Source organism: Pseudomonas sp. SDO55104_S430 (genome assembly GCF_054070595.1).
Window position 1 is genome coordinate 15,644 of record NZ_JBSVXG010000007.1, and the last position, 24,468, is coordinate 40,111.

At 58.0% G+C, this 24,468-nt stretch carries 24 protein-coding genes; 3 read left to right on the forward strand and 21 right to left on the reverse strand.

Annotated elements, in window-relative coordinates:
* Positions 1 to 186: 186 nt before the first annotated feature.
* The gene (locus tag ACW9JE_RS02255; protein ID WP_457431750.1) at positions 187 to 660 is read right to left on the reverse strand and encodes an Lrp/AsnC family transcriptional regulator; all 474 of its coding nucleotides are present in this window, start codon (positions 658 to 660) and stop codon (positions 187 to 189) included.
* A 145-nt stretch (positions 661 to 805) separates the two neighbouring features.
* Here ACW9JE_RS02255 and ACW9JE_RS02260 point away from each other — a divergent pair, with 145 nt between their 5' ends.
* Positions 806 to 1,435: a LysE family translocator gene (locus tag ACW9JE_RS02260; RefSeq protein WP_457431751.1), complete on the forward strand. Its 630-nt coding sequence runs from the start codon at positions 806 to 808 to the stop codon at positions 1,433 to 1,435.
* A 3-nt stretch (positions 1,436 to 1,438) separates the two neighbouring features.
* Here ACW9JE_RS02260 and ACW9JE_RS02265 read toward each other — a convergent pair whose 3' ends face one another.
* The 20 genes from ACW9JE_RS02265 to mnmG form a co-directional block, all read right to left on the reverse strand.
* A complete protein-coding gene (locus ACW9JE_RS02265; RefSeq protein WP_457431752.1) occupies positions 1,439 to 3,553 on the reverse strand; it encodes a hypothetical protein in 2,115 nt (704 codons plus the stop codon).
* Positions 3,540 to 4,736 carry a DUF3142 domain-containing protein gene (locus tag ACW9JE_RS02270; protein WP_457431753.1) on the reverse strand — a complete coding sequence of 399 codons (1,197 nt, stop codon included), beginning with the start codon at positions 4,734 to 4,736 and terminating at the stop codon, positions 3,540 to 3,542. Before ACW9JE_RS02270 ends, ACW9JE_RS02265 begins: the two co-directional genes overlap by 14 nt.
* 110 nt (positions 4,737 to 4,846) lie before the next feature.
* A complete protein-coding gene (locus ACW9JE_RS02275) occupies positions 4,847 to 5,473 on the reverse strand; it encodes a glutathione S-transferase family protein (protein WP_457431754.1) in 627 nt (208 codons plus the stop codon).
* A gap of 129 nt (positions 5,474 to 5,602) precedes the next feature.
* Positions 5,603 to 6,505 carry a LysR family transcriptional regulator gene (locus ACW9JE_RS02280; protein WP_224533953.1) on the reverse strand — a complete coding sequence of 301 codons (903 nt, stop codon included), beginning with the start codon at positions 6,503 to 6,505 and terminating at the stop codon, positions 5,603 to 5,605.
* Between the two features lie 76 nt (positions 6,506 to 6,581).
* Positions 6,582 to 8,414, reverse strand: coding sequence for a glutamine--fructose-6-phosphate transaminase (isomerizing) (gene glmS, locus ACW9JE_RS02285; RefSeq protein WP_224533952.1), 1,833 nt, complete (start codon positions 8,412 to 8,414; stop codon positions 6,582 to 6,584).
* A 1-nt stretch (position 8,415) separates the two neighbouring features.
* Positions 8,416 to 9,192 (reverse strand): DeoR/GlpR family DNA-binding transcription regulator, encoded by a 777-nt coding sequence (locus ACW9JE_RS02290; RefSeq protein WP_224533951.1) that lies wholly within the window; start codon positions 9,190 to 9,192, stop codon positions 8,416 to 8,418.
* A 209-nt stretch (positions 9,193 to 9,401) separates the two neighbouring features.
* A complete protein-coding gene (gene glmU / locus ACW9JE_RS02295; RefSeq protein ID WP_457431755.1) occupies positions 9,402 to 10,769 on the reverse strand; it encodes a bifunctional UDP-N-acetylglucosamine diphosphorylase/glucosamine-1-phosphate N-acetyltransferase GlmU in 1,368 nt (455 codons plus the stop codon).
* A 112-nt stretch (positions 10,770 to 10,881) separates the two neighbouring features.
* Positions 10,882 to 11,307: a F0F1 ATP synthase subunit epsilon gene (locus ACW9JE_RS02300; RefSeq protein WP_075946957.1), complete on the reverse strand. Its 426-nt coding sequence runs from the start codon at positions 11,305 to 11,307 to the stop codon at positions 10,882 to 10,884.
* 45 nt (positions 11,308 to 11,352) lie between these two features.
* Positions 11,353 to 12,729 carry a F0F1 ATP synthase subunit beta gene (atpD, locus tag ACW9JE_RS02305; protein WP_224533949.1) on the reverse strand — a complete coding sequence of 459 codons (1,377 nt, stop codon included), beginning with the start codon at positions 12,727 to 12,729 and terminating at the stop codon, positions 11,353 to 11,355.
* A 27-nt stretch (positions 12,730 to 12,756) separates the two neighbouring features.
* Positions 12,757 to 13,617, reverse strand: coding sequence for a F0F1 ATP synthase subunit gamma (atpG, locus tag ACW9JE_RS02310; RefSeq protein ID WP_085716116.1), 861 nt, complete (start codon positions 13,615 to 13,617; stop codon positions 12,757 to 12,759).
* Between the two features lie 50 nt (positions 13,618 to 13,667).
* On the reverse strand, positions 13,668 to 15,212 hold the full coding sequence (gene atpA, locus ACW9JE_RS02315) for a F0F1 ATP synthase subunit alpha (RefSeq protein WP_217829078.1): 1,545 nt from the start codon (positions 15,210 to 15,212) through the stop codon (positions 13,668 to 13,670).
* Between the two features lie 21 nt (positions 15,213 to 15,233).
* Complete coding sequence (locus tag ACW9JE_RS02320; protein ID WP_175375685.1) at positions 15,234 to 15,770, reverse strand: F0F1 ATP synthase subunit delta; 537 nt, start codon at positions 15,768 to 15,770, stop codon at positions 15,234 to 15,236.
* 12 nt (positions 15,771 to 15,782) lie between these two features.
* The gene (locus ACW9JE_RS02325) at positions 15,783 to 16,253 is read right to left on the reverse strand and encodes a F0F1 ATP synthase subunit B (protein ID WP_175375686.1); all 471 of its coding nucleotides are present in this window, start codon (positions 16,251 to 16,253) and stop codon (positions 15,783 to 15,785) included.
* A 58-nt stretch (positions 16,254 to 16,311) separates the two neighbouring features.
* Positions 16,312 to 16,569, reverse strand: coding sequence for a F0F1 ATP synthase subunit C (gene atpE / locus ACW9JE_RS02330; protein WP_003097235.1), 258 nt, complete (start codon positions 16,567 to 16,569; stop codon positions 16,312 to 16,314).
* Between the two features lie 134 nt (positions 16,570 to 16,703).
* On the reverse strand, positions 16,704 to 17,573 hold the full coding sequence (gene atpB / locus ACW9JE_RS02335; RefSeq protein WP_224533948.1) for a F0F1 ATP synthase subunit A: 870 nt from the start codon (positions 17,571 to 17,573) through the stop codon (positions 16,704 to 16,706).
* Positions 17,574 to 17,589: 16 nt separating this feature from the next.
* Positions 17,590 to 17,997, reverse strand: a complete 408-nt coding sequence (locus ACW9JE_RS02340) for a F0F1 ATP synthase subunit I (RefSeq protein WP_110965648.1) — start codon at positions 17,995 to 17,997, stop codon at positions 17,590 to 17,592.
* Positions 17,998 to 18,145: 148 nt separating this feature from the next.
* Positions 18,146 to 19,018, reverse strand: a complete 873-nt coding sequence (locus tag ACW9JE_RS02345) for a ParB/RepB/Spo0J family partition protein (protein WP_224533947.1) — start codon at positions 19,016 to 19,018, stop codon at positions 18,146 to 18,148.
* Between the two features lie 9 nt (positions 19,019 to 19,027).
* Positions 19,028 to 19,825: a ParA family protein gene (locus ACW9JE_RS02350; RefSeq protein WP_110965646.1), complete on the reverse strand. Its 798-nt coding sequence runs from the start codon at positions 19,823 to 19,825 to the stop codon at positions 19,028 to 19,030.
* 18 nt (positions 19,826 to 19,843) lie between these two features.
* Positions 19,844 to 20,488, reverse strand: a complete 645-nt coding sequence (gene rsmG / locus ACW9JE_RS02355; protein ID WP_457431756.1) for a 16S rRNA (guanine(527)-N(7))-methyltransferase RsmG — start codon at positions 20,486 to 20,488, stop codon at positions 19,844 to 19,846.
* Complete coding sequence (gene mnmG, locus ACW9JE_RS02360) at positions 20,485 to 22,377, reverse strand: tRNA uridine-5-carboxymethylaminomethyl(34) synthesis enzyme MnmG (protein ID WP_457431757.1); 1,893 nt, start codon at positions 22,375 to 22,377, stop codon at positions 20,485 to 20,487. Before mnmG ends, rsmG begins: the two co-directional genes overlap by 4 nt.
* A 592-nt stretch (positions 22,378 to 22,969) precedes the next feature.
* Here mnmG and ACW9JE_RS02365 point away from each other — a divergent pair.
* Positions 22,970 to 23,476: a sigma-70 family RNA polymerase sigma factor gene (locus ACW9JE_RS02365; RefSeq protein WP_457431758.1), complete on the forward strand. Its 507-nt coding sequence runs from the start codon at positions 22,970 to 22,972 to the stop codon at positions 23,474 to 23,476.
* Entirely contained in the window at positions 23,476 to 24,420 is a 945-nt protein-coding gene (locus ACW9JE_RS02370; RefSeq protein ID WP_224533940.1) for a FecR domain-containing protein, read from the forward strand. The genes ACW9JE_RS02365 and ACW9JE_RS02370 overlap by 1 nt, the downstream gene beginning before the upstream one ends.
* Positions 24,421 to 24,468: the final 48 nt, after the last annotated feature.

The following is a 24,468-nucleotide window of genomic DNA, read 5'->3' on the forward strand; positions in this document are numbered from 1 at the left end:
GCTGCGAACGAAAAACGTGATTCAACGAAAAATGAAGAGGTGGCGATAGGAGGTGCGTTTTCCCCTTCTCCAAATGATGGTGATTTATCTGCCGTATTCGCGAGCAAGCCCGCTCCCACATTGGATGTGTGATCGACGCAAATCAAAGGTGGGAGCGGGCTTGCTCGTGAATGCAGGCGACGCGATCTAAATCGGCAAATGCTCCAGCGGCAGCACCCCCGGCGCCTTCACCGTATGGATCGCAAAATTGCTGCGGATATCGCTCACCCCCGGCAACTTGAGCAGGCTTCCGGTCAGAAACCGGTCATAGGCTCGCAGATCCGGCACCACGACCTGCAACAGGAAATCCGATTCTCCCGATACCAGGAACGCCGAAATCACCTCGGGCAATGCCGTCACAGCCTGGCGAAAGGCTTCGGCCTGTTCATCGTTATGGCGCTCGACCTTCACTCCGACGAACACCGTCAAACCCAGCCCCACTTCATCGCGATCCAGATTGGCCTGATAACCTCGAATCACGCCCGCCTCTTCCAGCATCCGCACGCGACGCAAACAGGGAGAGGCGGACAGACCGATCTCGTCAGCCAATTGCACGTTGCTCAGGCGTCCGTCACGTTGCAGCGCGGCGAGAATCTTGCGATCAAAAGCGTCGAGTTTCATGGTTTGGCAGATCCTGATGGTTTTATGTGGATTACGTAGCAGGTTATGCCAATCCACAACCCATTAGAAGCGAACTACGCAAGCACCTGCCCTACCCTTGCGGCATAGACTGCCTCTACCGAATCGACAACGAATGGGGTGCGACATGGCGGGTCTGTGGCTGTTTTTCATGGCGCTGGCGGTGGTTTATCTGCTGCCGGGGCCGGACATGATCCTGCTGCTGCAGACCGGTGCCCGGCAAGGTAAAGGCGCGGCACTGGCCACTGCCGCAGGTTTGGCGATTGCCCGGGGTTGCCATGTCGCACTGGCGGCCTTGGGACTGGCGGCGCTGTTCAAGGCGGCGCCCTGGACTTTCGATGTGGTGCGTCTGGCTGGTGCGGCTTACCTGTTATGGATCGGCATTCAGTGCCTGCGCACGTCCCTGCTGCCAAGCCTGGATAACGCAGACACAGTCAAAGAAAAACCGCGCTACCGGCAGGCGGTACAACGCGGTTTGCTCACCAACCTGCTCAACCCCAAAGCCCTGCTGTTCTGCTCGGTGCTGTTGCCACAATTCATCGATCCACAGGCGGGACCGGTATTAGGGCAATTCGCGGTGCTGGGTATCGTGCTGGTAGCGGTGGGTTTGCTGTTCGACAGCGCTTACGCTCTGGCCGGTGTCGCCCTTGGCCGATGGCTGCAACGCAGTCCATCGGCACAACGTGTGCAGCAGTGGTTATTCGGCAGCCTGTTGATCGGCTTCGCCGTGCGACTGAGCCTTTTTCAACAGGCGTGAGCCCTACCGGGACTTGCGGCGGCGATTGATGAACAACAGCGCCGCTGCGACCACCGCCAGCCCACCACCGATCTGCAAAGGTCTCTTGTAGGGTCGCAGCGCCGAGCGCGCCGCATCGATCGGCTCGGTCACATAGCGCTTGTCGGCATCCTGGAATTTAGGATCCTGGCACTGATGACCGAAATCACCGGCCCATACGACATAAGGACCGTTCTCGACGTAGCGCCGATAGAACGCGCTTTGCTCCTGAAGACTGGTCCCCCACATCGACGCCTTGCACAGCACCGCCGCAAACGCCTGACTGCTGTGGGGCAAATGATCCGCAGCCTTGTTCGCCAGCGCTGTGGCGACGTAGCGGTAATGAAAGCGCTCATCCGGTTTTGCCACGCTGGCGTTCTGTCGCTGCACTTCCCCCTCGGCGATGAAAGGCCCGACTTTCAACTCGGTGGTTTCCAGGCTGTAGTTGCCTTCGAAGGTCGCAAAGTCCGGCGCCATCTCGTAGCCCAGCAACTCCATGCCGTTGAAGCGAGCCAGATACCCGGCCTGGTAATAAGCGGACGCCCGCTTGCTCGGCCACCATTTGGATTCGGCGTCCTGACGCAGTTCTCCATACCACTTGGCCTTGGCCTGCAAATCGGCATTGTCGAAATACGCGGGCGCTTCTTCGTAACGTTCCTCGCGCAACAAACGCCGCCCGAGCAGGTTGCGCAGTTTCGCGGCGACCGGCAGCGGCACATAGTTGTCGCGATCCTGCTGGGTCAGCGCTGGCGGCGCAGGCACCTGAGTGTCGACGTAATGTTTGAGTTCGTCGGTGGTCAGCACCCGCTCGGCAACGGTAGCGGCATCGAACCAGTAGATGTCCTGGCTGCGATAAAGCTGATCGAACGCCTGCAGATAATCCCCGCGTTGCAGCGCAAGAATCGCGCTTTCGCCATCGACACGGCACTTGGGCTGCAAGGTTTCGAACGCCCAGTCCGGCGTGCGTCGTTCACCCCAGGATTCGTTCTGCGGAAAAGCCTGGGCCGCCTTTGCATACGCGGCGGCCGCGGCATTCTTGTCGCCGTCGCGTACTGCCAGTTTGGCGCGCAACCACCAGGCCAGCCCACCATCACCGGCGTGTTCGAGGAACGCCTTGGCACTGGCGTAATCGCCCTGTTGATAATTCATCGCCGCCAGGCGATCGGCATTATCGAGACTTCCTCGGGTGCTGTTTTGCAGGAGCTTGATGAGCTTTTGTTCGCCCGGCGGTTGATCGCCGAACGACCAGCCCAGGCGACTGATCAAACCGGCGGTCACCAACTGCTGTACGGGTTTGCCCTTGAGCAACTCGGCCAATTGATCCTCAGACATGGCTGCCAGATCCGCCATCAACAGCTTCAACGAGGTGTAGCCCACCGTCGAGCCGTAGCGGTTTTGCGTGGCATACAGTTCGATGGCGCTGTTCCAGTCACCTGCGGTGCGGGCCACTCGCGCCTCTTCACCGAGGCTGGCGACACCCAGGCCCAACGGATCACTGAATCCGTCGGCGCTCAGTTGCCGGGCTTGCTCGAAAGCCTTGCGCGATTGCGCGAGCAGGTCTGGCCCCGCCCCTGCTTGCGTACTCATGGCGAACAACGCCCGGCCCAGCGAGTAAGCGGCCCAGGTGCTGCGCAACGTGCGCTGGTCCGCCGGCAAATCCAGAACCTTGTGGAAATACTCCGCCGCCAGCCTGTGGTCACCGGCAGCAAAGGCCACAGCGCCGGCCAGATACAACCGCAGCTCGGCAGGCAGACTTTCTCCCTGAACCTCGACCTGATGTGCATCCATCAATGTGCGCAACTGTTTGACCGACGCCTGCTGTTCCGCGCTCAGACCTTCTTCCTCGGCCTGGCTGCGTTGTTCGACATAGTCAGCCGCTTCCAGGCCATAGGTCACTTCGGCGACTTCTTTCAGTCCGCTGATCGCCTGGCCCAGCCGATTGATCTCGAACCGGAAGTTGCCCTCGGGCAATTCCGCCAACGACTGATTGCGGTTGTCGAGCAAGCGCATCGGAAAGTCGGGGCCGCACGCCAACGCCGAACCCAGTGGCAGACTCAGGCTCAGGCACAGCAATTGGCGGGACCAGTTACGGGTGAACATTCGACTCTCCTTGATCTATGTTTGCGCAGCGCGCCCAGCCGATAGCGCGCTGTCCGCCGGCGCCAATCCGACCTTCGCGCTGGCGGGTGAAGGTAAGCAGATCCGCATCTTGTTGCAATGTATAACCGGCCAGCGCATCGGCGCCTTCGCAATCGCGCACTTTTAATGTGAGGCGTTCGGGCCAGGCGTTGTCCATGTTGCCCTCGTTGCGCAGACCGATGTCATAGAGTCCTTGTTGCGAAGACAGGTTCACCTTGAGTTGGCTTTGCAGCGCGTCACCACGGGCCACGGCGCGCAATGTGGTCAGACTCCAGGCACGGCGGTCGTTGGCCAGTGGCAGGCGAAACCAGATCAGGCCGGCAAGATGAGACGGAGGATCCGTGCGCAACTCGCTGGCGAGCTGGCTGAGTTGTTGAGGATCAGCCATCAGCTCTCGACGTTTACCATCGATTTCGAGGCTGACTTCGCTTTCCACAACAGGCGCACCATTGACGCTCGGCAACAGCGCGACGCCGTAGGCCGGCAGAGCCAGATAGAAAGGTTTCACCGTGATGCGGCTCCAGGCCTTTGCCCATCGACGGGCCTGATCCGGATCGAACAGACCACGACGCGGATCGTTCACCGCATGAACCTGCAGCACACTGCTATCGACTGTTGATAACACCGCGGGCAATTCCGGACTGTCGAGCCACGCTGGCAATGCGGTGATGCTCAGTGGCATCGAGGTGGGGAGCGACGCGCGCAAGTGCGTCAAAAATTCGCGGTAGGCCGGCAGCCGGGCGCTGCCTGCATCGTGGTCGATTTCCACGCCGGCAAGGTTCAGGCCCTGCCCTTGCCAATCGTTGATCAACTGCAAAATCTGCGTGGTGATGTCTTGTTGATCCAGCGCAGGGAGTTGTCCATCGAGGCGAATCACCGCGATCAGCGGGCGACCATCCTGCTTGAGCAGAGCCGGATCAATCCGCGCCCGCGTCCAGCCCACCTTGGGAAAAGCCTGCAAGGCCAACACGCGCAAGGTCGAAAAATCGGCACGGCTCTCGTTCAGTGCCGCGTCATGGTTTGCCGTCCATTGCCGCTGCCAAACGTAGAGTTGCTGGTCCAGCGGTGGTGCGTCTTTGCGCTCGCAACCGCCCAGCAATGCAAGCGCCATCAGCAATGCCGGCAGGCGCAGGTAAAAATGCATAGAACTCCCGATCCCTTCTGTTTGGCCGAGTCGCGAGTCTAACGTAGGTGGGGAATAGAAAGACGGCGCTGATGTGTTCCACGTGGAACGTTCATCAGCGCCGTTTTACATCAGGCTGTTTTTTGCAGGCCAGCCACTGTGCGAGGCATGCCGACAAAACCAGGCAAGTCTTCAACACGGGCCAGCCAGGCGCGGATATTGGTGTAGTCGTCCAGCGATACGTTGCCTTCAGGTGCGTGGGCGATGTAACTGTAGGCGGCAACATCGGCGATGGTCGGTTCGCTGCCCACCAGATACGGCGAGTTGGCCAGTTCGTGGTCGATGACTTTGAGCACGGTGTGGGCGTAGGCGATGACTTCTTCGGCGTTGTAAGGCGCGCCGAAAACCGTGATCAATCGAGCCCGCGCCGGGCCGAATGCGATGGGACCTGCAGCTGCAGACAACCAACGCTGCACTTTCGCTGCGCCAACCGGATCGGCAGGCAACCAGCGACCGTTGCCGTATTTCTGCGCCAGGTAAACCAGGATGGCGTTGGAGTCAGCGAGTACCACGCCTTGATCGTCCAGCACCGGCACTTGGCCGAAAGCATTGAGTGCCAGATATTCCGGCTTTTTGTGTTCGCCCTTGGCCAGGTCAACGAAGATCAATTCAGTCGGCAGTTTAAGGAGCGAGAGCATCAGTTCCACACGGTGGGCATGGCCGGAACGTGGGAAGTTGTAGAGTTTGATGGCTTGCATGGTCGACTCCGCAGTGAGTGGTGTTGTTCGGAAGGATCAGCACCGGATGGCAGCCATCTTCTACCAGCTCCGTGAACAACAGAATCACCAGGGAACGCAATCCATTATTTCAACAGGCGAAATAACCAATCACTCTCGTAAAGCTGGATCTTCCCTCAACGCCTTGACCGTGAAATCGACAAAGCTTCGAACCCGCGCCGGGGCTTTGCGCCCACCCTGATAGACAACATGGATTGGCAACGGTGGCAGTTCAAAGTCGGCCAGGACGATTTCCAATTCTCCGTCCGCGACTTTGCTGGCAACCTGATAAGAAAGTACTCGGGTGTAGCCCAGTCCAAGAGCTGCGGCGTTGATGGCCGCCCGATTTGCTGTCACCACCAACCGAGGATCAGCTCGCACAGAAAGCGGCTCGTCCCCTTCAAGAAACGGCCAGTTCTTGAGCTGGCCAATCGCGGAGGTGCCAATGATTGGCGCCTGAGCCAGATCTTGCGGATGCGTTGGACGGCCATGAGTTTTCAGAAACTCAGGCGAGGCAACGATCACCCGGCGGACCTGGCCCACCCGAATCGCATGTTGATTGCTGTCCGGCAGCTCACCGATGCGCACCGCCACATCGATCCCCTCCTCCACCACGCTGACCACTCGATCAACCAGCAATGCGTTGATCGTGACGTCCGGAAATTGAGTCAGAAATTTCACCATGAGCGGTGTGATGAATAACTCACCAAACAGCACCGGTGCCGTAATCGTCAGTTGTCCGCGAGGCAGGATATGACTGCCTGCCGCCGAATCCTCGGCTTCCTGCACCTCGGCGAGGATCCTGCGGCAGTCTTCGAGAAATCGCTGGCCCGCTTCGCTCAAATGCACACTGCGCGTGGTGCGTGTGAGTAACTGCGTACCAATGCGCTTCTCCAGCCCCGCCACAGCCCGGGTGACGCTGGCCGCCGACATTCCCAGGCGTCGCGCGGCAGCCGAAAAGCCCTGGTCCTGAGCAACGGCAGCGAAGACCTGCATTTCCTGAAAGCGGTCCATCGGCGATCCTCGATTCAGATAAAAAAATCGCAGCCGGTTGGCTGCGATTTTCAGGGTTCGATCAACTGTGGATAACTTATTCCACAGTCACCGATTTCGCCAGGTTGCGCGGCTGGTCAACGTCGGTGCCCTTGAGCACGGCCACGTAGTACGACAGCAGCTGCAGCGGAATGGTGTAGAGGATAGGCGACAGGATGTCGTGGATGTGCGGCATGTTCACCACATGCGTGCCTTCTCCATTGGTCATGCCGGCCTTCTCGTCGGCGAAGACGATCAGCTCGCCACCCCGGGCGCGGACTTCCTGAAGGTTGGACTTCAGTTTTTCCAGCAGCTCGTTGTTCGGCGCGACAGTTACGACCGGCATGTGGTTATCCACAAGTGCCAGCGGACCGTGCTTCAGCTCGCCCGCCGGATAGGCTTCGGCGTGGATGTAGGAGATTTCCTTGAGCTTGAGCGCACCTTCCATTGCCACCGGGAATTGCGCGCCGCGACCGAGGAACAGCGTGTGGTTTTTCTCGGCGAACAGCTCGGCGACTTTTTCCACAGTACCGTCCATGGCCAGCGCCTCGCCCAAGCGGCTCGGCAGGCGACGCAGCTCTTCAACCAGAGTGGCTTCGACGCCGCTGGCCAAGGTGCCGCGAACCTGACCCAGGGACAGGGTCAGCAGCAACAGACCTACCAGTTGAGTGGTGAAGGCTTTGGTCGATGCCACGCCGATTTCGCGACCGGCCTGGGTCAACAGGGTCAGATCGGATTCACGCACCAGAGAGCTGATGCCGACGTTGCAGATGGCCAGGCTGGCGAGGAAGCCCAGTTCCTTGGCATTGCGCAGCGCGGCCAGGGTGTCGGCGGTTTCGCCGGACTGAGAGATGGTGACGAACAGGGTGTCCGGTTGCACCACCACCTTGCGATAACGGAATTCGCTGGCGACTTCGACCTGGCACGGGATACCGGCCAGTTCTTCGAGCCAGTAACGCGCGACCATGCCGGCGTGGTAGCTGGTGCCGCACGCGACGATCTGTACATTGCGCACTTTGGCGAACAGCTCGGCAGCCTGTGGACCGAAAGCCTGCACCAGCACCTGGTTCGGGCTCAGGCGACCTTCCAGAGTACGTTGCACCACGGACGGCTGCTCGTGGATTTCCTTGAGCATGTAGTGACGGAACTCGCCTTTGTCAGCGGCTTCCGCACCGTCTGTGTACTGCACCATCTTGCGTTCAACCGCTTTGCCGGTCACGTCCCAGATCTGCACGCTGTGGCGGCGAATCTCGGCGATATCGCCCTCCTCCAGGTACATGAAGCGGTCGGTGACCTGACGCAGGGCCAGTTGGTCGGACGCCAGGAAGTTTTCACCCAGGCCCAGACCGATCACCAGCGGGCTGCCGCTACGGGCTGCAACCAGGCGATCGGGTTGGCTGGCGCTGATGACCGCCAGGCCGTAGGCACCATGCAGATCCTTGACGGTGGCCTTGAGGGCTTCGGTCAGATCAGGCTGATCCTTGAGTTTGTGGTTCAGCAGGTGTGCGATGACTTCGGTATCGGTGTCCGAGGTAAAGACGTAACCCAGCGCCTTGAGTTGCTCGCGCAGCGCTTCGTGGTTCTCGATGATGCCGTTGTGCACGACCGCCACGCCTTCGGAGAAATGCGGGTGCGCATTGCGCTCGCAAGGGGCGCCGTGGGTGGCCCAACGGGTGTGGGCGATGCCCAGGCGACCGACCAGCGGCGATTGCTCCAACGCTTGTTCCAGCTCGCTGACTTTGCCAGGGCGACGGGCGCGCTCGAGCTTTTCTTCATTGGTGTAAACGGCCACGCCGGCGCTGTCATAGCCGCGGTATTCAAGACGCTTCAGGCCTTCGACCAGGATGGCGGTGATGTTACGTTCTGCGACTGCACCAACAATTCCACACATGTTATTTCTCCTGACTGACAGCCGCGCAAATCAGATTGATGCCGCGGGCCTGTATTTGATCGCGGGCCTCGAGGGGCAGGCGATCGTCCGTAATGAGGGTATGGACACTGCTCCAGGGCAGCTCCAGGTTGGGAATCTTGCGGCCGATCTTGTCGGCCTCCACCATCACCACCACTTCCCGGGCAACTTCGGCCATGACGCGGCTCAGCCCCAGCAGTTCGTTGAAGGTGGTTGTACCGCGAACCAGATCGATGCCATCGGCACCGATGAACAATTGATCGAAGTCGTAGGAGCGTAGTACCTGCTCGGCAACCTGCCCTTGAAATGACTCGGAATGCGGATCCCAGGTTCCGCCAGTCATCAGCAGCACGGGCTCGTGTTCGAGCTCGCTCAACGCATTGGCGACATGCAGGGAATTGGTCATCACCACCAGGCCCGGTTGTTGACCGAGTTCGGGAATCATCGCGGCTGTCGTGCTGCCGCTGTCGATGATGATCCGAGCATGCTCGCGAATCCGCGTGACCGCAGCACGAGCGATGGCTTGCTTGTATCTGGAGACAGGCTGACCGATATCGGCCACCAGTTCCTGAGGCATGGTGATCGCGCCGCCATAACGACGGAGCAGCAAACCATTGCTTTCAAGCGCGGCCAAATCCTTGCGAATCGTAACTTCGGAAGTTTCGAAACGTTTGGCCAGTTCATCCACACTCACTTCACCCTGCTCGTTGAGCAAGGCAAGAATGTTGTGCCGACGTTGAGGTGTGTTGCGCTTGGACATGAGGAAGATAAGTTTCGTTTCGAAAGTTAACAGCACCAATCAAAACCTATCAGTGAAACTTCGTCAAGCGCGGTGCGATAAAAAGATCTGTGGATAAAACGTTCGCGAGCAAGGCTCACACCTACCTCTGACTGTAGGAGCGAGGCTTGCCCGCGAATCGCTTTGATCAGCCTGTGAATAACTTCAGCGATTTCACGGCTGTGGACAACTCAGCCCTTCTTGACCTTCTCAGGCCGTTTCCAGCCATCGATGTTCTTCTGCCGAGCACGACCCACCGCCAACTGATCTTTATCCACATTCTGCGTGATGGTCGAACCTGCCGCAGTGGTTGCACCGGACGAGATATCCACAGGCGCTACCAACGAGTTGTTGGAACCGATGAAAACGTCTTCACCCAGCACGGTTTTCCACTTGTTCACACCATCGTAGTTGCAGGTGATGGTGCCGGCGCCGATGTTGGTGCGTGCGCCAATTTCCGCATCGCCCAGATAGCTAAGGTGACCGGCTTTGGCGCCTTCACCCATGTGGGCGTTTTTCAGTTCGACGAAGTTACCCACATGGGCGCGAGCTTCCAGTACGGTGCCCGGACGCAGCCGCGCGAACGGACCGGCATCGCTGCTCTCGCCCAGGATCGCGCCTTCGATGTGGCTATTCGCCTTGATCACAACGCCTTTGCGCAGGGTGCTGTCCTTGATCACGCAGTTCGGGCCGATTACCACGTCGTCTTCGATGACCACTTTGCCTTCGAGGATCACGTTGATATCGATCAGCACGTCGCGGCCGACGGTCACTTCACCGCGGACGTCGAAGCGTGCCGGGTCGCGCAGGGTCACGCCCTGGGCCATCAGGCGGCGACCGGCGCGCAATTGATAGTGACGCTCCAGTTCGGAAAGCTGCTTGCGATCGTTGGCGCCCTGCACTTCCATAGCGTCGTGTGGTTGTTCGGTGGCCACCACCAGACCGTCCTTGACCGCCATTTCGATCACGTCGGTCAGGTAGTACTCGCCCTGCACGTTGTTGTTCGACAGGCGACCGGTCCATTCAGCCAGGCGATCGGCAGGTACCGCGAGGATACCGGTGTTGCCTTCCTTTATAGCGCGTTGAGCTTCGGTGGCGTCCTTGTGCTCGACGATGGCAGCAACCTTGCCGTCCGCGCCGCGAACGATTCGGCCGTAACCGGTGGCATCGTCCAGTTCGACGGTCAGCAGGCCCATCTGTGTTGGGGTGACCAGTTTGAGCAGGCGTTGCAGGGTTTCGACTTCGATCAGCGGAACGTCACCGTACAGCACCAACACAGTGTCGGCTTCGATGAAAGGAACCGCCTGGGCGACGGCGTGGCCGGTACCCAGTTGTTTGTCCTGAAGGACGAAATTCAGATCGTCCGCGGCCAGGCGTTCACGCACGGCGTCGGCACCGTGGCCGATCACTACGTGGATGCGCTGTGGATCAAGTTGCCGGGCGCTGTGGATAACATGACCGAGCATCGAATTGCCGGCAATCGGATGCAAAACCTTCGGCAAGGACGAACGCATGCGCGTGCCTTGGCCAGCAGCGAGAATTACGATTTCAAGAGACATGACTGGCTACCAATCCTGGGTGGTCAGCGGCTGCGACCAAAGTGAAGAAAACCGGAAAAGAAAAAGGGTAGCCGAGGCTACCCTTTTTAATCAATCACACAACAAGCACGACTTAGTGGCCGAACTTCTTGCGGATCTGCTGGACGGTGCGCAGCTGAGCTGCAGCCTCGGCCAGACGTGCGGATGCGGAGCCGTAATCGAATTCCGCGCCACGCTCATGCAAGGCCTTCTCGGCAGCCTTAACGGCTTCCTGAGCGGAGGCTTCGTCCAGGTCGGCAGCACGTTGCACGGTGTCGGCGAGAACCTTGACCATGTTCGGCTGGACCTCGAGGAAACCACCGGAGATGTAATACACCTCCTCTTCCCCGCCCTGCTTGACCAGGCGGATCGGACCTGGCTTCAGATTAGTGATCAGCGGCGCGTGACCCAGAGCGATACCAAGATCACCCAGTGCACCGTGCGCAATCACCATCTCGACCAGACCGGAGAAGATTTCTCCTTCCGCACTGACGATATCGCAATGGACTGTCATAGCCATCTGATTGCCTCAACCTAAATTAGCGCCCGTTGCCGGGCGCCGGGATTACAGTTTCTTGGCTTTCTCGATCGCTTCGTCGATGCCGCCAACCATGTAGAACGCTTGTTCTGGCAGGTGGTCGTAGTCACCGTTGAGGATGCCTTTGAAGCCAGCGATGGTGTCTTTCAGGGAAACGTATTTGCCTGGAGAACCAGTGAAGACTTCAGCCACGAAGAACGGCTGCGACAAGAAACGCTGGATCTTACGAGCACGGTTTACCAACTGCTTGTCGGCTTCCGACAGCTCGTCCATACCCAGGATCGCAATGATGTCCTTCAGTTCTTTGTAACGCTGCAGAACGTACTGTACACCGCGAGCGGTTTCGTAGTGCTCGTTGCCGATCACGTTCGGGTCCAGCTGACGCGAAGTCGAGTCCAGTGGGTCTACCGCTGGGTAGATACCCAGGGAAGCGATGTCACGGGACAGTACGACGGTGGCGTCCAAGTGGGCGAAGGTGGTCGCTGGCGACGGGTCAGTCAAGTCGTCCGCTGGTACGTATACGGCCTGGATCGAAGTAATCGAACCTTGCTTGGTCGAAGTGATGCGCTCTTGCAGCACGCCCATCTCTTCAGCCAGGGTCGGCTGGTAACCTACTGCCGAAGGCATACGGCCCAGCAGTGCGGATACTTCAGTACCGGCCAAGGTGTAACGATAGATGTTGTCGACGAACAGCAGAACGTCGTTACCTTCGTCACGGAACTTCTCGGCCATGGTCAGGCCGGTCAGAGCAACGCGCAGACGGTTTCCCGGCGGCTCGTTCATCTGGCCATAAACCAGTGCCACTTTGTCCAGAACGTTGGAATCCTTCATCTCGTGGTAGAAGTCGTTACCCTCACGAGTACGCTCACCCACACCGGCGAACACGGAATAACCGCTGTGCTCGATGGCGATGTTACGGATCAGTTCCATCATGTTTACGGTTTTGCCTACACCGGCACCACCGAACAGACCAACCTTACCACCCTTGGCGAACGGGCAAACCAGGTCGATAACCTTGATGCCGGTTTCCAGCAGGTCGTTGCCGCCTGCCTGCTCTGCGAACGACGGCGCAGCGCGGTGGATGCCCCAACGCTCTTCGGTGTCGATCGGGCCAGCTTCGTCGATCGGGTTGCCCAGTACGTCCATGATCCGGCCCAGGGTCGCTTTACCGACCGGTACAGAGATGGCTGCGCCAGTGTTGTTGACGTCCAGACCGCGCTTCAAGCCTTCGGTGGAGCCCATCGCAATGGTACGAACCACGCCGTCACCCAGCTGCTGCTGAACTTCGAGGGTGGTTTCGGCGCCTTGAACCTTCAAGGCGTCGTAGATGCTCGGTACGCTGTCGCGTGGGAATTCCACGTCGATAACGGCGCCGATGATTTGAACGATACGTCCGCTACTCATAGCTGGATCCTCTGAATATTTGAACCGTTAAACCGCGGCAGCGCCGCCGACGATTTCCGAGATCTCTTGGGTGATCGCAGCCTGACGCGCCTTGTTGTAGACCAGCTGCAATTCGCTGATCAAATCACCGGCGTTGTCGGTAGCGTTCTTCATCGCGATCATCCGCGCAGCTTGTTCAGCCGCGTTGTTCTCGACCACCGCCTGGTAGACCTGCGACTCCACGTAACGCACCATCAGGCCGTCAAGCAGCTCTTTGGCGTCCGGTTCGTAGAGATAGTCCCAGTGGTGCTTGAGTTCTTGATCCGGGGTTGCCACCAGTGGAATCAACTGCTCCACGGTTGGCGTTTGCGTCATGGTGTTGACGAACTTGTTGGACACCACGGACAGGCGGTCAATACGGCCGTCCAGATAAGCATCCAGCATCACCTTGACGCTGCCGATCAAATCGTTGATCGACGGCTCTTCACCCAGGTGACTGATAGCCGCGACGACGTTACCGCCGAAGTTGCGGAAGAAAGCCGCACCCTTGCTACCAACCACACACAGATCGATCTCGACGCCGTTTTCACGGTTTACCGCCATGTCCTTGACCAGAGCCTTGAACAGGTTGGTGTTCAAGCCACCACACAGACCACGGTCACTGCTCACTACGACATAACCGACGCGCTTTACTTCGCGGTCGATCATGAACGGGTGACGATATTCCGGGTTGGCGTTGGCCAGATGACCAATAACCTGGCGGATGCGCTCCGCATAAGGACGGCTAGCAGCCATGCGCATTTGTGCCTTGCGCATTTTGCTGACCGCCACTTTTTCCATGGCGCTGGTAATTTTTTGCGTGCTTTTGATGCTCGCAATCTTACTGCGAATCTCTTTTGCGCCTGCCATGTAACACCTATCAGGTTAGCAAGCGGGGGCCTTGCGGCCCCCGCTGCGGCTTACCAGGTTTGGGTGGCCTTGAACTTCTCGATACCGGCTTTGAGGCCAGCGTCGATTTCGTCGTTGAAATCACCCTTCACGTTGATCTTCGCCATCAAATCGGCGTGATCGCGGTTGAAGTAAGCAATCAGCGCTTGTTCAAAGCTGCCGACTTTGGCGTTTTCAACGTCAGTCAGGAACCCACGCTCAGCGGCATACAGCGACAGCGACATGTCGGCGATCGACATTGGCGCGTATTGCTTCTGCTTCATCAGCTCGGTTACGCGCTGACCATGCTCAAGTTGCTTACGGGTCGCTTCGTCCAGGTCAGAAGCGAACTGGGCGAATGCCGCCAGTTCACGGTACTGAGCCAGAGCGGTACGGATACCACCGGAGAGCTTCTTGATGATCTTGGTCTGAGCGGCACCACCCACACGGGATACCGAAACACCGGCGTTCACTGCAGGGCGGATGCCCGAGTTGAACATGGCCGATTCCAGGAAGATCTGACCGTCGGTGATGGAAATCACGTTGGTCGGAACGAACGCGGAAACGTCGCCAGCCTGGGTTTCGATGATCGGCAGTGCAGTCAGGGAACCGGTTTTGCCAGTCACTGCGCCGTTGGTGAACTTCTCTACGTACTCTTCCGAAACGCGGGATGCGCGCTCCAGCAGACGGGAGTGGAGATAGAACACGTCGCCTGGGTAAGCTTCACGTCCTGGTGGACGGCGCAGCAGCAGGGAAATCTGGCGGTACGCCACTGCTTGCTTGGACAGATCGTCATAAACGATCAGCGCGTCTTCACCGCGGTCGCGGAAGTATTCGCCCATGGTGCAACCGGAGTACGGTGCCAGGTATTGCAGTGCAGGAGATTCCGAAGCACTGGCAGCCACGATGATCGTGTTGGCCAGAGCGCCGTTTTCTTCCAGCTTGCGAACAACGTTGGCGATGGTCGATTGCTTCTGACCGATTGCAACGTATACGCAGAAAATGCCGCTGTCTTTCTGGTTGATGATCGCGTCGATCGCCAGAGCGGTTTTACCGATCTGACGGTCACCGATGATCAGCTCACGCTGGCCACGGCCGACAGGGATCATGGCATCGACAGCCTTGTAGCCAGTCTGTACAGGCTGGTCTACCGACTTACGCCAGATCACGCCTGGAGCAACTTTCTCGACCGCGTCGGTCTCGGTGTTGTTCAGCGGACCTTTGCCGTCAACTGGGTTACCCAGTGCGTCGACTACGCGACCCAGCAGTTCCTTACCAACCGGAACCTGCAGGATGCGGCCTGTGCACTTGGCGCTCATGCCTTCAGCCAGACTGGTGTATGCGCCCAATACAACGGCACCTACGGAGTCTTGCTCCAGGTTGAGGGCCATACCGTAGACGCCGCCCGGAAACTCGATCATCTCGCCGTACATTACGTCGGCCAGACCGTGAATCCGCACGATGCCGTCAGATACGCTGACGACAGTGCCTTCGTTACGGGCTTGGGAGGTCACATCGAGCTTGTCGATGCGGCCCTTGATAATTTCACTTATTTCGGAAGGATTGAGTTGCTGCATTGCTCTGCTGCCCCTTCAAACTCAAGATTTCAATGCTTCGGCAAGTTTCGCGATTTTGCCGCGAATCGAGCCATCGATAACCAGGTCGCCGGCGCGGATGACAACACCACCAATAAGGGAGCTGTCTTCCTCGACTTGCAGGCGCACTTCCCGGTTGAGTCGTGCACTGAGAACCTTGGCGAGTTTGTCTTGCTGTTCTTGGTTCAATGCAAAAGCACTGGTCACTTCAACGTCTACCGACTTCTCTTGCTCGGCCTTGTACAGGTCGAACTGAGCGGCAATCTCCGGCAACAGCGAGAGACGGTCGTTTTCGGCAACGACGTGAATGAAGTTCTGCACTTTTACATCAAACTTGTCGCCGCACACGTCAATGAACGTGGCGGCCTTTTCTGCGCTCGTCAGTCGCGGGGCCTTGAGCACACGCTGCATGGTGTCGTCTTGCGACACCGCTGCTGCCAGGCCGAGCATGGCTGACCAATTGGCCAGTTGCTGGTGGGCCTGAGCGTGCTCGAAGGCCGCCTTAGCGTAAGGTCGGGCCAACGTGGTCAGTTCTGCCATGATCGCCCTCGCTTAGATTTCAGCAGCCAGTTTGTTAACCAGCTCTGCGTGCGCGTTTTGATCGATTGTGGCACCCAGGATCTTCTCAGCACCGCCAACGGCCAGGCTACCCACTTGGGCGCGCAGCGCGTCTTTGACACTGTTCAGTTCCTGTTCGATCTCGGCCTGAGCCTGAGCCTTCACACGGTCAGCTTCGACGCGAGCCTGTTCACGGGCTTCGTCGACAATCTGGCTACCGCGTTTCTTGGCTTGCTCGATGATTTCAGCTGCCTGAGCTTTCGCTTCGCGCAGTTGCTGACCCGCTTTTTCTTGGGCCAACTCCAGGTCGCGAGCTGCTCGGCTGGCAGCGTCCAGACCATCAGCGATCTTCTTCTGACGTTCGTGCAGAGCCGCGATGACCGGAGGCCATACGAACTTCATGCAGAACAGTACAAAAATCAGGAACGCAACGGACTGGCCAATCAGGGTCGCATTAATGTTCACGCCAACACCTCGCAGTTACGTTGTCCATCACACCAAATTACCCGGAAGATCCGAGTAATTAGCCAGCGATTTGACCAACGAACGGGTTCGCAAAGGTGAAGAACAGAGCGATACCAACACCGATCATGGTTACGGCGTCGAGCAGACCGGCAACGATGAACATTTTAACTTGCAGCATTGGAACCATTTCTGGCTGACGCGCTGCGCCTTCCAGGAACTTGCCGCCCAGCAGGCCGAAACCAATTGCGGTACCCAGTGCGCCCAGGCCGATCAACAGTGCAACAGCGATAGCGGTTAGACCAACTACAGTTTCCATCTTTCCTCCCGACTTTTACGTCGTATGGTTTAGGTTTTTTTAATTTAAAGCGGTAAAACAAATCGTTTCAGAGGCCTCGTTAAAGGCCCCCTCTCGTTTGACCGAGAGGGACATCAGACTAGTCGAAACTGGTCTTAATGGTTTTCTTCGTGCGCCATCGACAGATAGACGATGGTCAGCATCATGAAGATGAATGCCTGCAGGGTGATGATCAGGATGTGGAACACAGCCCACGCCCACTGCAGAACAACGCCCAGGCCGCTGAGCCAGAGCAGACCGCTGCCGAACATCACAGCAATCAGGATGAACACCAGTTCGCCGGCATACATGTTGCCGAACAGACGCAGAGCCAGAGAGATCGGTTTGGCGATCAGGGTCACGAATTCCAGCAGGAAGTTCACCGGGATCAGCAGGGCCTGAACGAGGATGTTCTTGCTGCCGAACGGGTGCAGGGTCAGCTCGCCGATGAAGCCGCCGAGGCCCTTGACCTTGATGCTATAGAAGATGATCAGTGCGAAAACCGAGAACGCCATGCCCAGGGTCGCGTTCGGGTCGGTGGTCGACACGGCGCGGAACGGGATGTGGGGGTCACCGGAGATCAGGATGGCCAGCTGAGGAATCCAGTCGACCGGTACCAGGTCGACGGCGTTCATCAGGAAGACCCAGACGAAGATGGTCAGTGCCAGCGGTGCAATCACCGGGCTACGGCCGTGGAAGCTGTCTTTCACGCTGCCATCGACGAATTCGACCAGTACTTCAACGAAGTTCTGCAGAGCGCCTGGTTGACCGGAAGTCGCTTTCTTCGCCGCCATGCGGAAAAGAAGAACGAAGATCAGACCCAGTGCGACCGACCAGCCGAGGGTATCGACGTGGAAAGCCCAGAAGCCCATTTCCTTGGCTTCTGCTGCGGTGTGGGCAAAGCCCCAGCCGCCGGTAGGGTGCTGACCGAAAGTCAGGTTCTGCAAGTGGTGCTGGATATAGCCCGAAGCCGTTGTTTCTGCCATGGTTGCCTCAAACGCCCTAAGGTCTCGAAAGTCTTGTTCTCATCAACAGGGGAGCGAACCAGCTGACCGACTGGGTCAGCACGAAGGCACCGAAGACTGCAATCGGCGCCAATGGCTTCACACCTGCAAACACCAGTGCAAACAGCACTGCCGTCAAAATCAATTTCCCTGCCTCGCCGGCATAAAACGACCGGACGATGGACTGGGCTGCTCTGGCGCCGGAAAACCGAAATGCCTTGTGAGCGAAATAAACATTGGGCAGCAAGGCTATCAGGCCTCCGCAAAGTCCCGAATATCCGGCGACGACTCCGTACCATTTCCAAAGCGCCAAAGCGGCGATGAGCAAAACGATAAACTGGGCCATCAACACCGGAAAAACTGCCAGGCGATGGAACGGCAAGCGGTTTGGCGTGCGGGTTTCCATCACTATTGCTCTCCAATGGTCGGCTGCCAGAATTCAATAACTTGGCATAATTTGTGCCGACAAAATGCGCGCAGAGTATAGGGGCGGTTTTGCCCCTATTCAACTGTCAGGTAGTGATTTCCGACTGCGCGCTACATGAGGAAATGTTTCAGCGGATATGAGCAAGTACGCCTTGAAGCTCATCCAGAGAGTTGTAGCCAATCACCAACTGACCCTTTCCCTTCTTACCGTGGCGAATCTGCACCGCAGAGCCTAGGCGCTCGGCCAGACGCTGCTCCAGACGAGCGATATCCGGGTCGGTTTTGGTGGGTTCGACGGGCTCCGGTTTGCCACTCAACCACTGGCGAACCAGTGCTTCAGTCTGGCGCACTGTCAGTCCGCGTGCGACAACATGTCGCGCCCCTTCAACCTGTTGAATGTCCGGCAAACCGAGCAATGCACGGGCATGACCCATTTCCAGATCGCCATGGGACAACATGGTCTTGATGACTTCCGGCAGCGAGATCAGGCGCAGCAGGTTGGCCACGGTCACCCGCGACTTGCCGACCGCTTCAGCAACCTGTTGCTGAGTCAGCTGGAATTCCTGCTGCAGACGCTGCAGGGCAATGGCTTCCTCGATCGGATTGAGGTCTTCGCGCTGGATGTTCTCGATCAGCGCCATGGCGATCGCGGTTTCATCCGGCACATCACGCACCATGGCCGGAATGGTTTCCTGCCCGGCTTGCTGGCTGGCGCGCCAGCGGCGCTCACCGGCGATGATTTCATAGCGACCGCTGCCGATCGGGCGGACCACGATCGGTTGCATGACGCCCTGGGCCTTGATCGACTGCGCCAACTCTTCCAGCGCCTGCGAATCCATGTCGCGTCGCGGTTGATATTTGCCACGCTGGAGCAGATCCAGCGGCAAATGCTGCAACTCGCGGTGATCGGCTTGCGAGGCCTGTTCTTCCAGCGAGCTGATGGTCGGACCACTCAGCAGTGCATCCAGTCCTCGTCCGAGACCTCGTTTCTTGACGGCCATGGGGATTCCTTAAGTTGCCTGAGCGGCGGCGATGCGTGAGTTTTTGCGCTGACGGCGCACCATTTCGCCGGCCAGAGCCAGGTAGGCGACTGCACCGCGGGAGGCCTTGTCATAGGCCAGCGCCGGCATGCCATAGCTTGGGGCTTCGGCCAATCGGATGTTGCGCGGAATGACGGTGTCGTAAAGCTGGTCACCGAAGTGTTCCTTGAGCTGCGCCGACACATCGTTCATCAGGCTCAGGCGCGGGTCGTACATCGTACGCAGCAGGCCTTCGACCTTCAGGTCCGGATTGAGCAGTTCAGAGATGCGCTTGATGTTATCCACAAGGTCGCTCAGACCTTCGAGTGCAAAGTATTCACACTGCATGGGGATAATCACCCCGTCGGACGCGACCAGGGCGTTCAGCGTCAGCATCGACAGCGACGGCGGGCAGTCGATCAAAATGTAATCGTAGTTTTCACGGATCGGCGCCAACGCACTGCGCAGGCGGCTCTCCTTCATCTGCATTTCCAGCAGAACCACTTCGGCCGCGGTCAGGTCACGGTTGGCCGGCAGCAGTTGATAACCGCCGTGTTCGGAAAAATGCATGGCCTGAGCCAGATCGCATTCGCCGATCAGCAGGTCATAGACCGAGTTTTCCAGGCCATGTTTATCCACACCGCTACCCATGGTGGCGTTGCCCTGTGGATCGAGATCGATCAACAACACCCGGCGCTTGGTGGCGACGAGCGATGCTGCGAGGTTGATGCAGGTGGTGGTCTTGCCCACACCACCCTTCTGGTTCGCAATCGCGAATACCTTAGCCATTCTTGCTTGTGTTCCCAATCATGCCGTGCGGCGCAGTATCAGCAGATGGCGTTGGCCTTGGCAACCGGGTACGGCCAGGGCGTGTTCGCTATCGAGGTGGAAATCTGTCGGCAATGCTACCAGTTCATCGGCTGGATGAACGCCCTTCATTGCCAGCCAGCGTGTATCGGCGTCGCCGAGGTGACGAGTCCAGTTGGTGAAGTTTTCCATGCTGCTGAAAGCGCGGGAAATGATCCCGTTGAATGGCTGGGCAGGCTGGAACGCTTCGACGCGACTGTGGATAACTTGCAGGTTATCCAGCTTGAGCTCGAGTTTGACCTGGGTCAGGAACCTGGTTTTCTTGCCGTTGCTGTCGAGGCAGGTCACTTGCGACTCGGGAAACAGGATGGCCAACGGGATGCCCGGCATGCCGCCGCCACTGCCCACGTCCAGCCAGCGACCGTTTTCGATGAATGACATCACGCTCAGGCTGTCGAGCAAATGCCGCGACACCATTTCGTCCGGATCACGCACCGCGGTCAGGTTGTAGGCCTTGTTCCATTTGATCAACAGGGCCAGATAACCCAGCAGCTGCCTGTGCTGGGCTTCCGTCAGCGTGACACCCAGTTGGCGAGCGCCTGTGGATAACTCTTCGGCATGTTGCGAGGTGACCAACGAACTCAAGCGCTTTGCTCCAACTGACGGCCAGCGCCGCGTTTTTTCAAATGAATCATCAACAGCGAAATGGCTGCCGGGGTAACGCCCGGGATACGCGACGCCTGGCCCAGAGTCTCGGGACGAGTCGCACCGAGCTTGCTCTGGATCTCTTTGGAAAGACCGGAGATGCTCGTGTAATCGATATCCACAGGCAGTTTCGTGTCTTCGCTGGCGCGCAGACGGGCGATTTCATCCTGTTGACGGTCGATGTAACCGGCGTATTTGGTCTTGATTTCGACCTGCTCGGCGACCTGTGGATCTTCTGCGCCGTCACCGGTGACGGAGATGAGACCAGCGTAGTCGATTTCCGGACGGCTCAAGAGATTGAGCAAGTTGTATTCGTGGGTCAGCGGCGTGCCGAATTTTTCGGCGATCGCGTCGCCCTGTTCGGTGCCAGGTCGAACCCAGGTACTTTTCAGGCGCTGTTCTTCCAGCGTGATGCTTTCGCGTTTTTTGCTGAATGCAGCCCAACGCTCATCATCGACCAGACCCAACTCACGGCCTTTTTCGGTCAAGCGCAGGTCGGCGTTGTCTTCGCGAAGAATCAGACGGTATTCGGCACGCGAGGTGAACATGCGGTACGGCTCTTGAGTACCAAGGGTAATCAGGTCGTCGACCAGTACGCCGATGTACGCTTCATCGCGACGCGGACACCAGGCGTCTTTGCCCTGTGCACGCAGCGCGGCGTTGGCTCCGGCCAGCAAACCCTGGGCGCCAGCTTCTTCGTAACCGGTTGTGCCATTGATCTGACCGGCGAAAAACAGGCCGCCGATCACTTTGGTTTCCAGGCTGTACTTCAGATCCCGCGGATCGAAGTAATCGTATTCGATGGCATAGCCTGGACGCACGATGTGCGCGTTTTCCATGCCGCGGATCGACTGAACGATCTGCAATTGCACGTCGAACGGCAGCGATGTGGATATCCCGTTCGGATACAGCTCGTTGGTCGTCAAACCTTCCGGCTCGATGAAGACCTGATGGCTTTCCTTGTCGGCAAAGCGATGGATCTTATCTTCGATCGACGGGCAGTAACGCGGGCCGATACCTTCGATCACACCGGAATACATCGGCGACCGATCAAGGTTGGCCGCAATGATTTCATGGGTGCGTGCGTTGGTATGGGTGATCCAGCAGCTGATCTGTTGTGGATGCAACTCTTTGGAGCCCATGAAAGACATCACCGGAATCGGTGTATCGCCCGCTTGCTCGGTCATTACCGAGAAATCCACAGAGCGAGCGTCGATACGCGGTGGCGTACCGGTTTTCAGGCGACCGACGCGCAGAGGCAGTTCACGCAGACGGTGTGCGAGGGCGATCGAGGGTGGATCACCGGCGCGACCACCGGAAAAATTCTGCATGCCGATGTGGATAAGTCCACCGAGGAAAGTGCCTGTGGTCAAAACCACAGAATCGGCCATGAAACGCAGGCCCATTTGCGTGACCACACCACGGACCTGGTCCTGCTCGACGATCAGGTCGTCGGCGGCCTGTTGAAATATCCACAGGTTCGGCTGGTTTTCCAGGATTTCGCGGATAGCAGCCTTGTAGAGAGCACGGTCCGCCTGCGCACGGGTTGCTCGTACGGCCGGGCCTTTGCGGCTGTTCAATACGCGGAACTGGATACCACCTTTATCGGTGGCCAAGGCCATCGCACCACCCAGGGCGTCGATTTCCTTTACCAGGTGGCTTTTGCCAATCCCGCCAATCGCGGGGTTGCAGCTCATGGCACCGAGGGTTTCCACGTTATGCGTCAGCAACAGGGTTTTTACCCCCATACGTGCTGAGGCCAGTGCTGCCTCGGTACCGGCATGACCGCCGCCGATGACGATCACTTCAAAACGGGAAGGGAAATCCACCACGCACCTCGTGCCTGCTTAAGTAGGTAATTCAGGAATAGTTTGGGCTCAGGTTTCTGGACCTGGTCGGCAAGTATAGGGACTTCGCCCTTCCTAAAGAACCCTTTGCACAAAATTTAACCAGTTGTGGAGAAGTCGGAGTTATAGAAATTAAAAAGAGAGAAATTTATAGAATCTTTGTTTTTATGTTTATTTCTAGTGCACCTCATATCTGTGGATAGATTGATGTACGCCTTTATATCCGCTGTGTACAGAGATTCATAACCCTGTGCCCATGTGTCAATGAGGCCCTTGGATAACCGGTTTAAACCTGTGGATCAAAGTGATGGTTATCCACAGAGGCGGTTATGTTCAGTTTTCACGCCCTGTTATCAACCGTCCTCAGCTGCGGTTATTCACAGGGCTTAATCCACAGAAATTCGCTCGAATCATTGAAATCCGAGGCAAAAAAATTTCTCGTACAGGGGAAAAATCGTCGGCTATCGCAAAGAAAGCCATCGAGTCGTCGTCCGAAGGTACGCAGGAGGCTATTGTGGGGATCTGTAACAAAAGCTAATAATATCTATTATCATTAACCAACCCTTCCCTCCTTATGCCCATGCGATCCCACACCTCAGCAATCGAGCGAATTTACGTTCAGCACCATTCGTGGCTGTTTGGATGGTTGAGGGGAAGACTGAATAACCCCTGCGATGCGGCGGACGTTGCCCACGATACGTTCGTGCGAATTCTCGGTTCGCGGGATGCGAGCCAGATTCGGGAGCCGCGGGATTATCTGACGACGGTGGCAAGGGGATTGGTGATCGACCGCTATCGCCGGCGCGCGATCGAGGTGGCTTATCTGGAAACCCTCGCAGCACGCCCCGAGGCCACCCAGATCAGTGAAGAAGACAGGGCGTTGATCATCGAAACCCTGATCGCTGTGGATAAGGCACTGTCCGATCTCGGCGCCCGGGCACGACAAATCTTCATGTTGTCGCAGATCGAGGGGCTGACTTATCAACAGATCGCCACTCAACTGAAGATTTCGCTGACCACCGTGAAGAAACACATGATTCGCGCACTGACCGAATGTTCGATGATCATGGCGGGGCTTTGATGTCTGCCGCACCGGATCGCAAAATCTTCGAAGCCGCTGCCAGCTGGTATGTGCAGTTTCAGGCCGAGCCGCCGACAGCCGCGCAACGTCAGGCGTGGCAGCACTGGCTCGACAGCAGTCCTGCGCATCTGGCGGCGTGGAATCAGATGGAAAGAATCCAGCGCCATATCGGCGGATCTCGCGATCTCTCCCGGCGGGCATTGTCCTCAACCCAACAACGTCGCCAGGTACTCAAACTGCTTCTGATTCTTGCCGGCACCGGTTATCTGGGCTGGAACGTTCAGCAGCACACTTCATTGGGCAATGTCTGGGCGGATTACCGGACCAAAGTCGGCCAGCGACGCAGGATCGAGTTCGCCGATGGCACCCGGATTCATCTCAATACCGGTACCGCCATCGATGTGCTGTTCGATGGCGAGCAGCGATTGATCCGTTTGCGAGAAGGGGAAATTCTCGTCAGCACCGGCAAGCTCGGTGATCAGCGGCCGTTTTTCGTCGAAACCCGCCAAGGGCGAATCAGGGCCTTGGGCACGCGTTTCTCGGTTCGACAGTTATCCGGATCATCGCGAATCGGCGTCCTTGAAGATCGTGTCAGCGTTCAACCAGGCGATCAGCCTGAACAGGCACGCCTGCTGGTGGCCGGCGAAGGTGCGGATTTCGACAGTCTCGGCGTGGGCGCAACCCATCCTTATCGATCAACCGAAGCGGCCTGGATCAACGGGCAACTGATCGTCCTCGATGCCCGCCTGGGGGATGTGATCGCTGAGCTGGGCCGGTACCGCTCCGGAATTCTGCACTGTGACGAAAGCGCGGCGCGTCTGCGTGTATCCGGAACCTTTCGGCTGGACTCGACGGATGCAGTCCTGGCCAACCTTCAAGCCTCATTGCCCGTCAGCGTCAGCTACTTCACCCGTTACTGGGTGTCGATCAAACGAGTCAGCTAACCGACCCGGAAAAAAATCCGCCACAGGGTTATCTTTTTTTCCTGTAAC

Bases quoted from the DNA above. Each gene is read 5' to 3' on its own strand.
- ACW9JE_RS02265 (WP_457431752.1), bottom strand. From the start codon at position 3,553: ATGTTCACCCGTAACTGGTCCCGCCAATTGCTGTGCCTGAGCCTGAGT.
- ACW9JE_RS02300 (WP_075946957.1), bottom strand. From the start codon at position 11,307: ATGGCTATGACAGTCCATTGCGATATCGTCAGTGCGGAAGGAGAAATC.
- ACW9JE_RS02290 (WP_224533951.1), bottom strand. From the start codon at position 9,192: ATGTCCAAGCGCAACACACCTCAACGTCGGCACAACATTCTTGCCTTG.
- ACW9JE_RS02280 (WP_224533953.1), bottom strand. From the start codon at position 6,505: ATGGACCGCTTTCAGGAAATGCAGGTCTTCGCTGCCGTTGCTCAGGAC.
- ACW9JE_RS02270 (WP_457431753.1), bottom strand. From the start codon at position 4,736: ATGCATTTTTACCTGCGCCTGCCGGCATTGCTGATGGCGCTTGCATTG.
- ACW9JE_RS02320 (WP_175375685.1), bottom strand. From the start codon at position 15,770: ATGGCAGAACTGACCACGTTGGCCCGACCTTACGCTAAGGCGGCCTTC.
- atpB (WP_224533948.1), bottom strand. From the start codon at position 17,573: ATGGCAGAAACAACGGCTTCGGGCTATATCCAGCACCACTTGCAGAAC.
- ACW9JE_RS02365 (WP_457431758.1), top strand. From the start codon at position 22,970: ATGCCCATGCGATCCCACACCTCAGCAATCGAGCGAATTTACGTTCAG.
- ACW9JE_RS02345 (WP_224533947.1), bottom strand. From the start codon at position 19,018: ATGGCCGTCAAGAAACGAGGTCTCGGACGAGGACTGGATGCACTGCTG.
- atpA (WP_217829078.1), bottom strand. From the start codon at position 15,212: ATGCAGCAACTCAATCCTTCCGAAATAAGTGAAATTATCAAGGGCCGC.
- ACW9JE_RS02340 (WP_110965648.1), bottom strand. From the start codon at position 17,997: ATGGAAACCCGCACGCCAAACCGCTTGCCGTTCCATCGCCTGGCAGTT.
- atpD (WP_224533949.1), bottom strand. From the start codon at position 12,729: ATGAGTAGCGGACGTATCGTTCAAATCATCGGCGCCGTTATCGACGTG.
- ACW9JE_RS02370 (WP_224533940.1), top strand. From the start codon at position 23,476: ATGTCTGCCGCACCGGATCGCAAAATCTTCGAAGCCGCTGCCAGCTGG.
- glmS (WP_224533952.1), bottom strand. From the start codon at position 8,414: ATGTGTGGAATTGTTGGTGCAGTCGCAGAACGTAACATCACCGCCATC.
- ACW9JE_RS02260 (WP_457431751.1), top strand. From the start codon at position 806: ATGGCGGGTCTGTGGCTGTTTTTCATGGCGCTGGCGGTGGTTTATCTG.
- ACW9JE_RS02255 (WP_457431750.1), bottom strand. From the start codon at position 660: ATGAAACTCGACGCTTTTGATCGCAAGATTCTCGCCGCGCTGCAACGT.
- ACW9JE_RS02275 (WP_457431754.1), bottom strand. From the start codon at position 5,473: ATGCAAGCCATCAAACTCTACAACTTCCCACGTTCCGGCCATGCCCAC.
- glmU (WP_457431755.1), bottom strand. From the start codon at position 10,769: ATGTCTCTTGAAATCGTAATTCTCGCTGCTGGCCAAGGCACGCGCATG.
- ACW9JE_RS02350 (WP_110965646.1), bottom strand. From the start codon at position 19,825: ATGGCTAAGGTATTCGCGATTGCGAACCAGAAGGGTGGTGTGGGCAAG.
- atpE (WP_003097235.1), bottom strand. From the start codon at position 16,569: ATGGAAACTGTAGTTGGTCTAACCGCTATCGCTGTTGCACTGTTGATC.
- atpG (WP_085716116.1), bottom strand. From the start codon at position 13,617: ATGGCAGGCGCAAAAGAGATTCGCAGTAAGATTGCGAGCATCAAAAGC.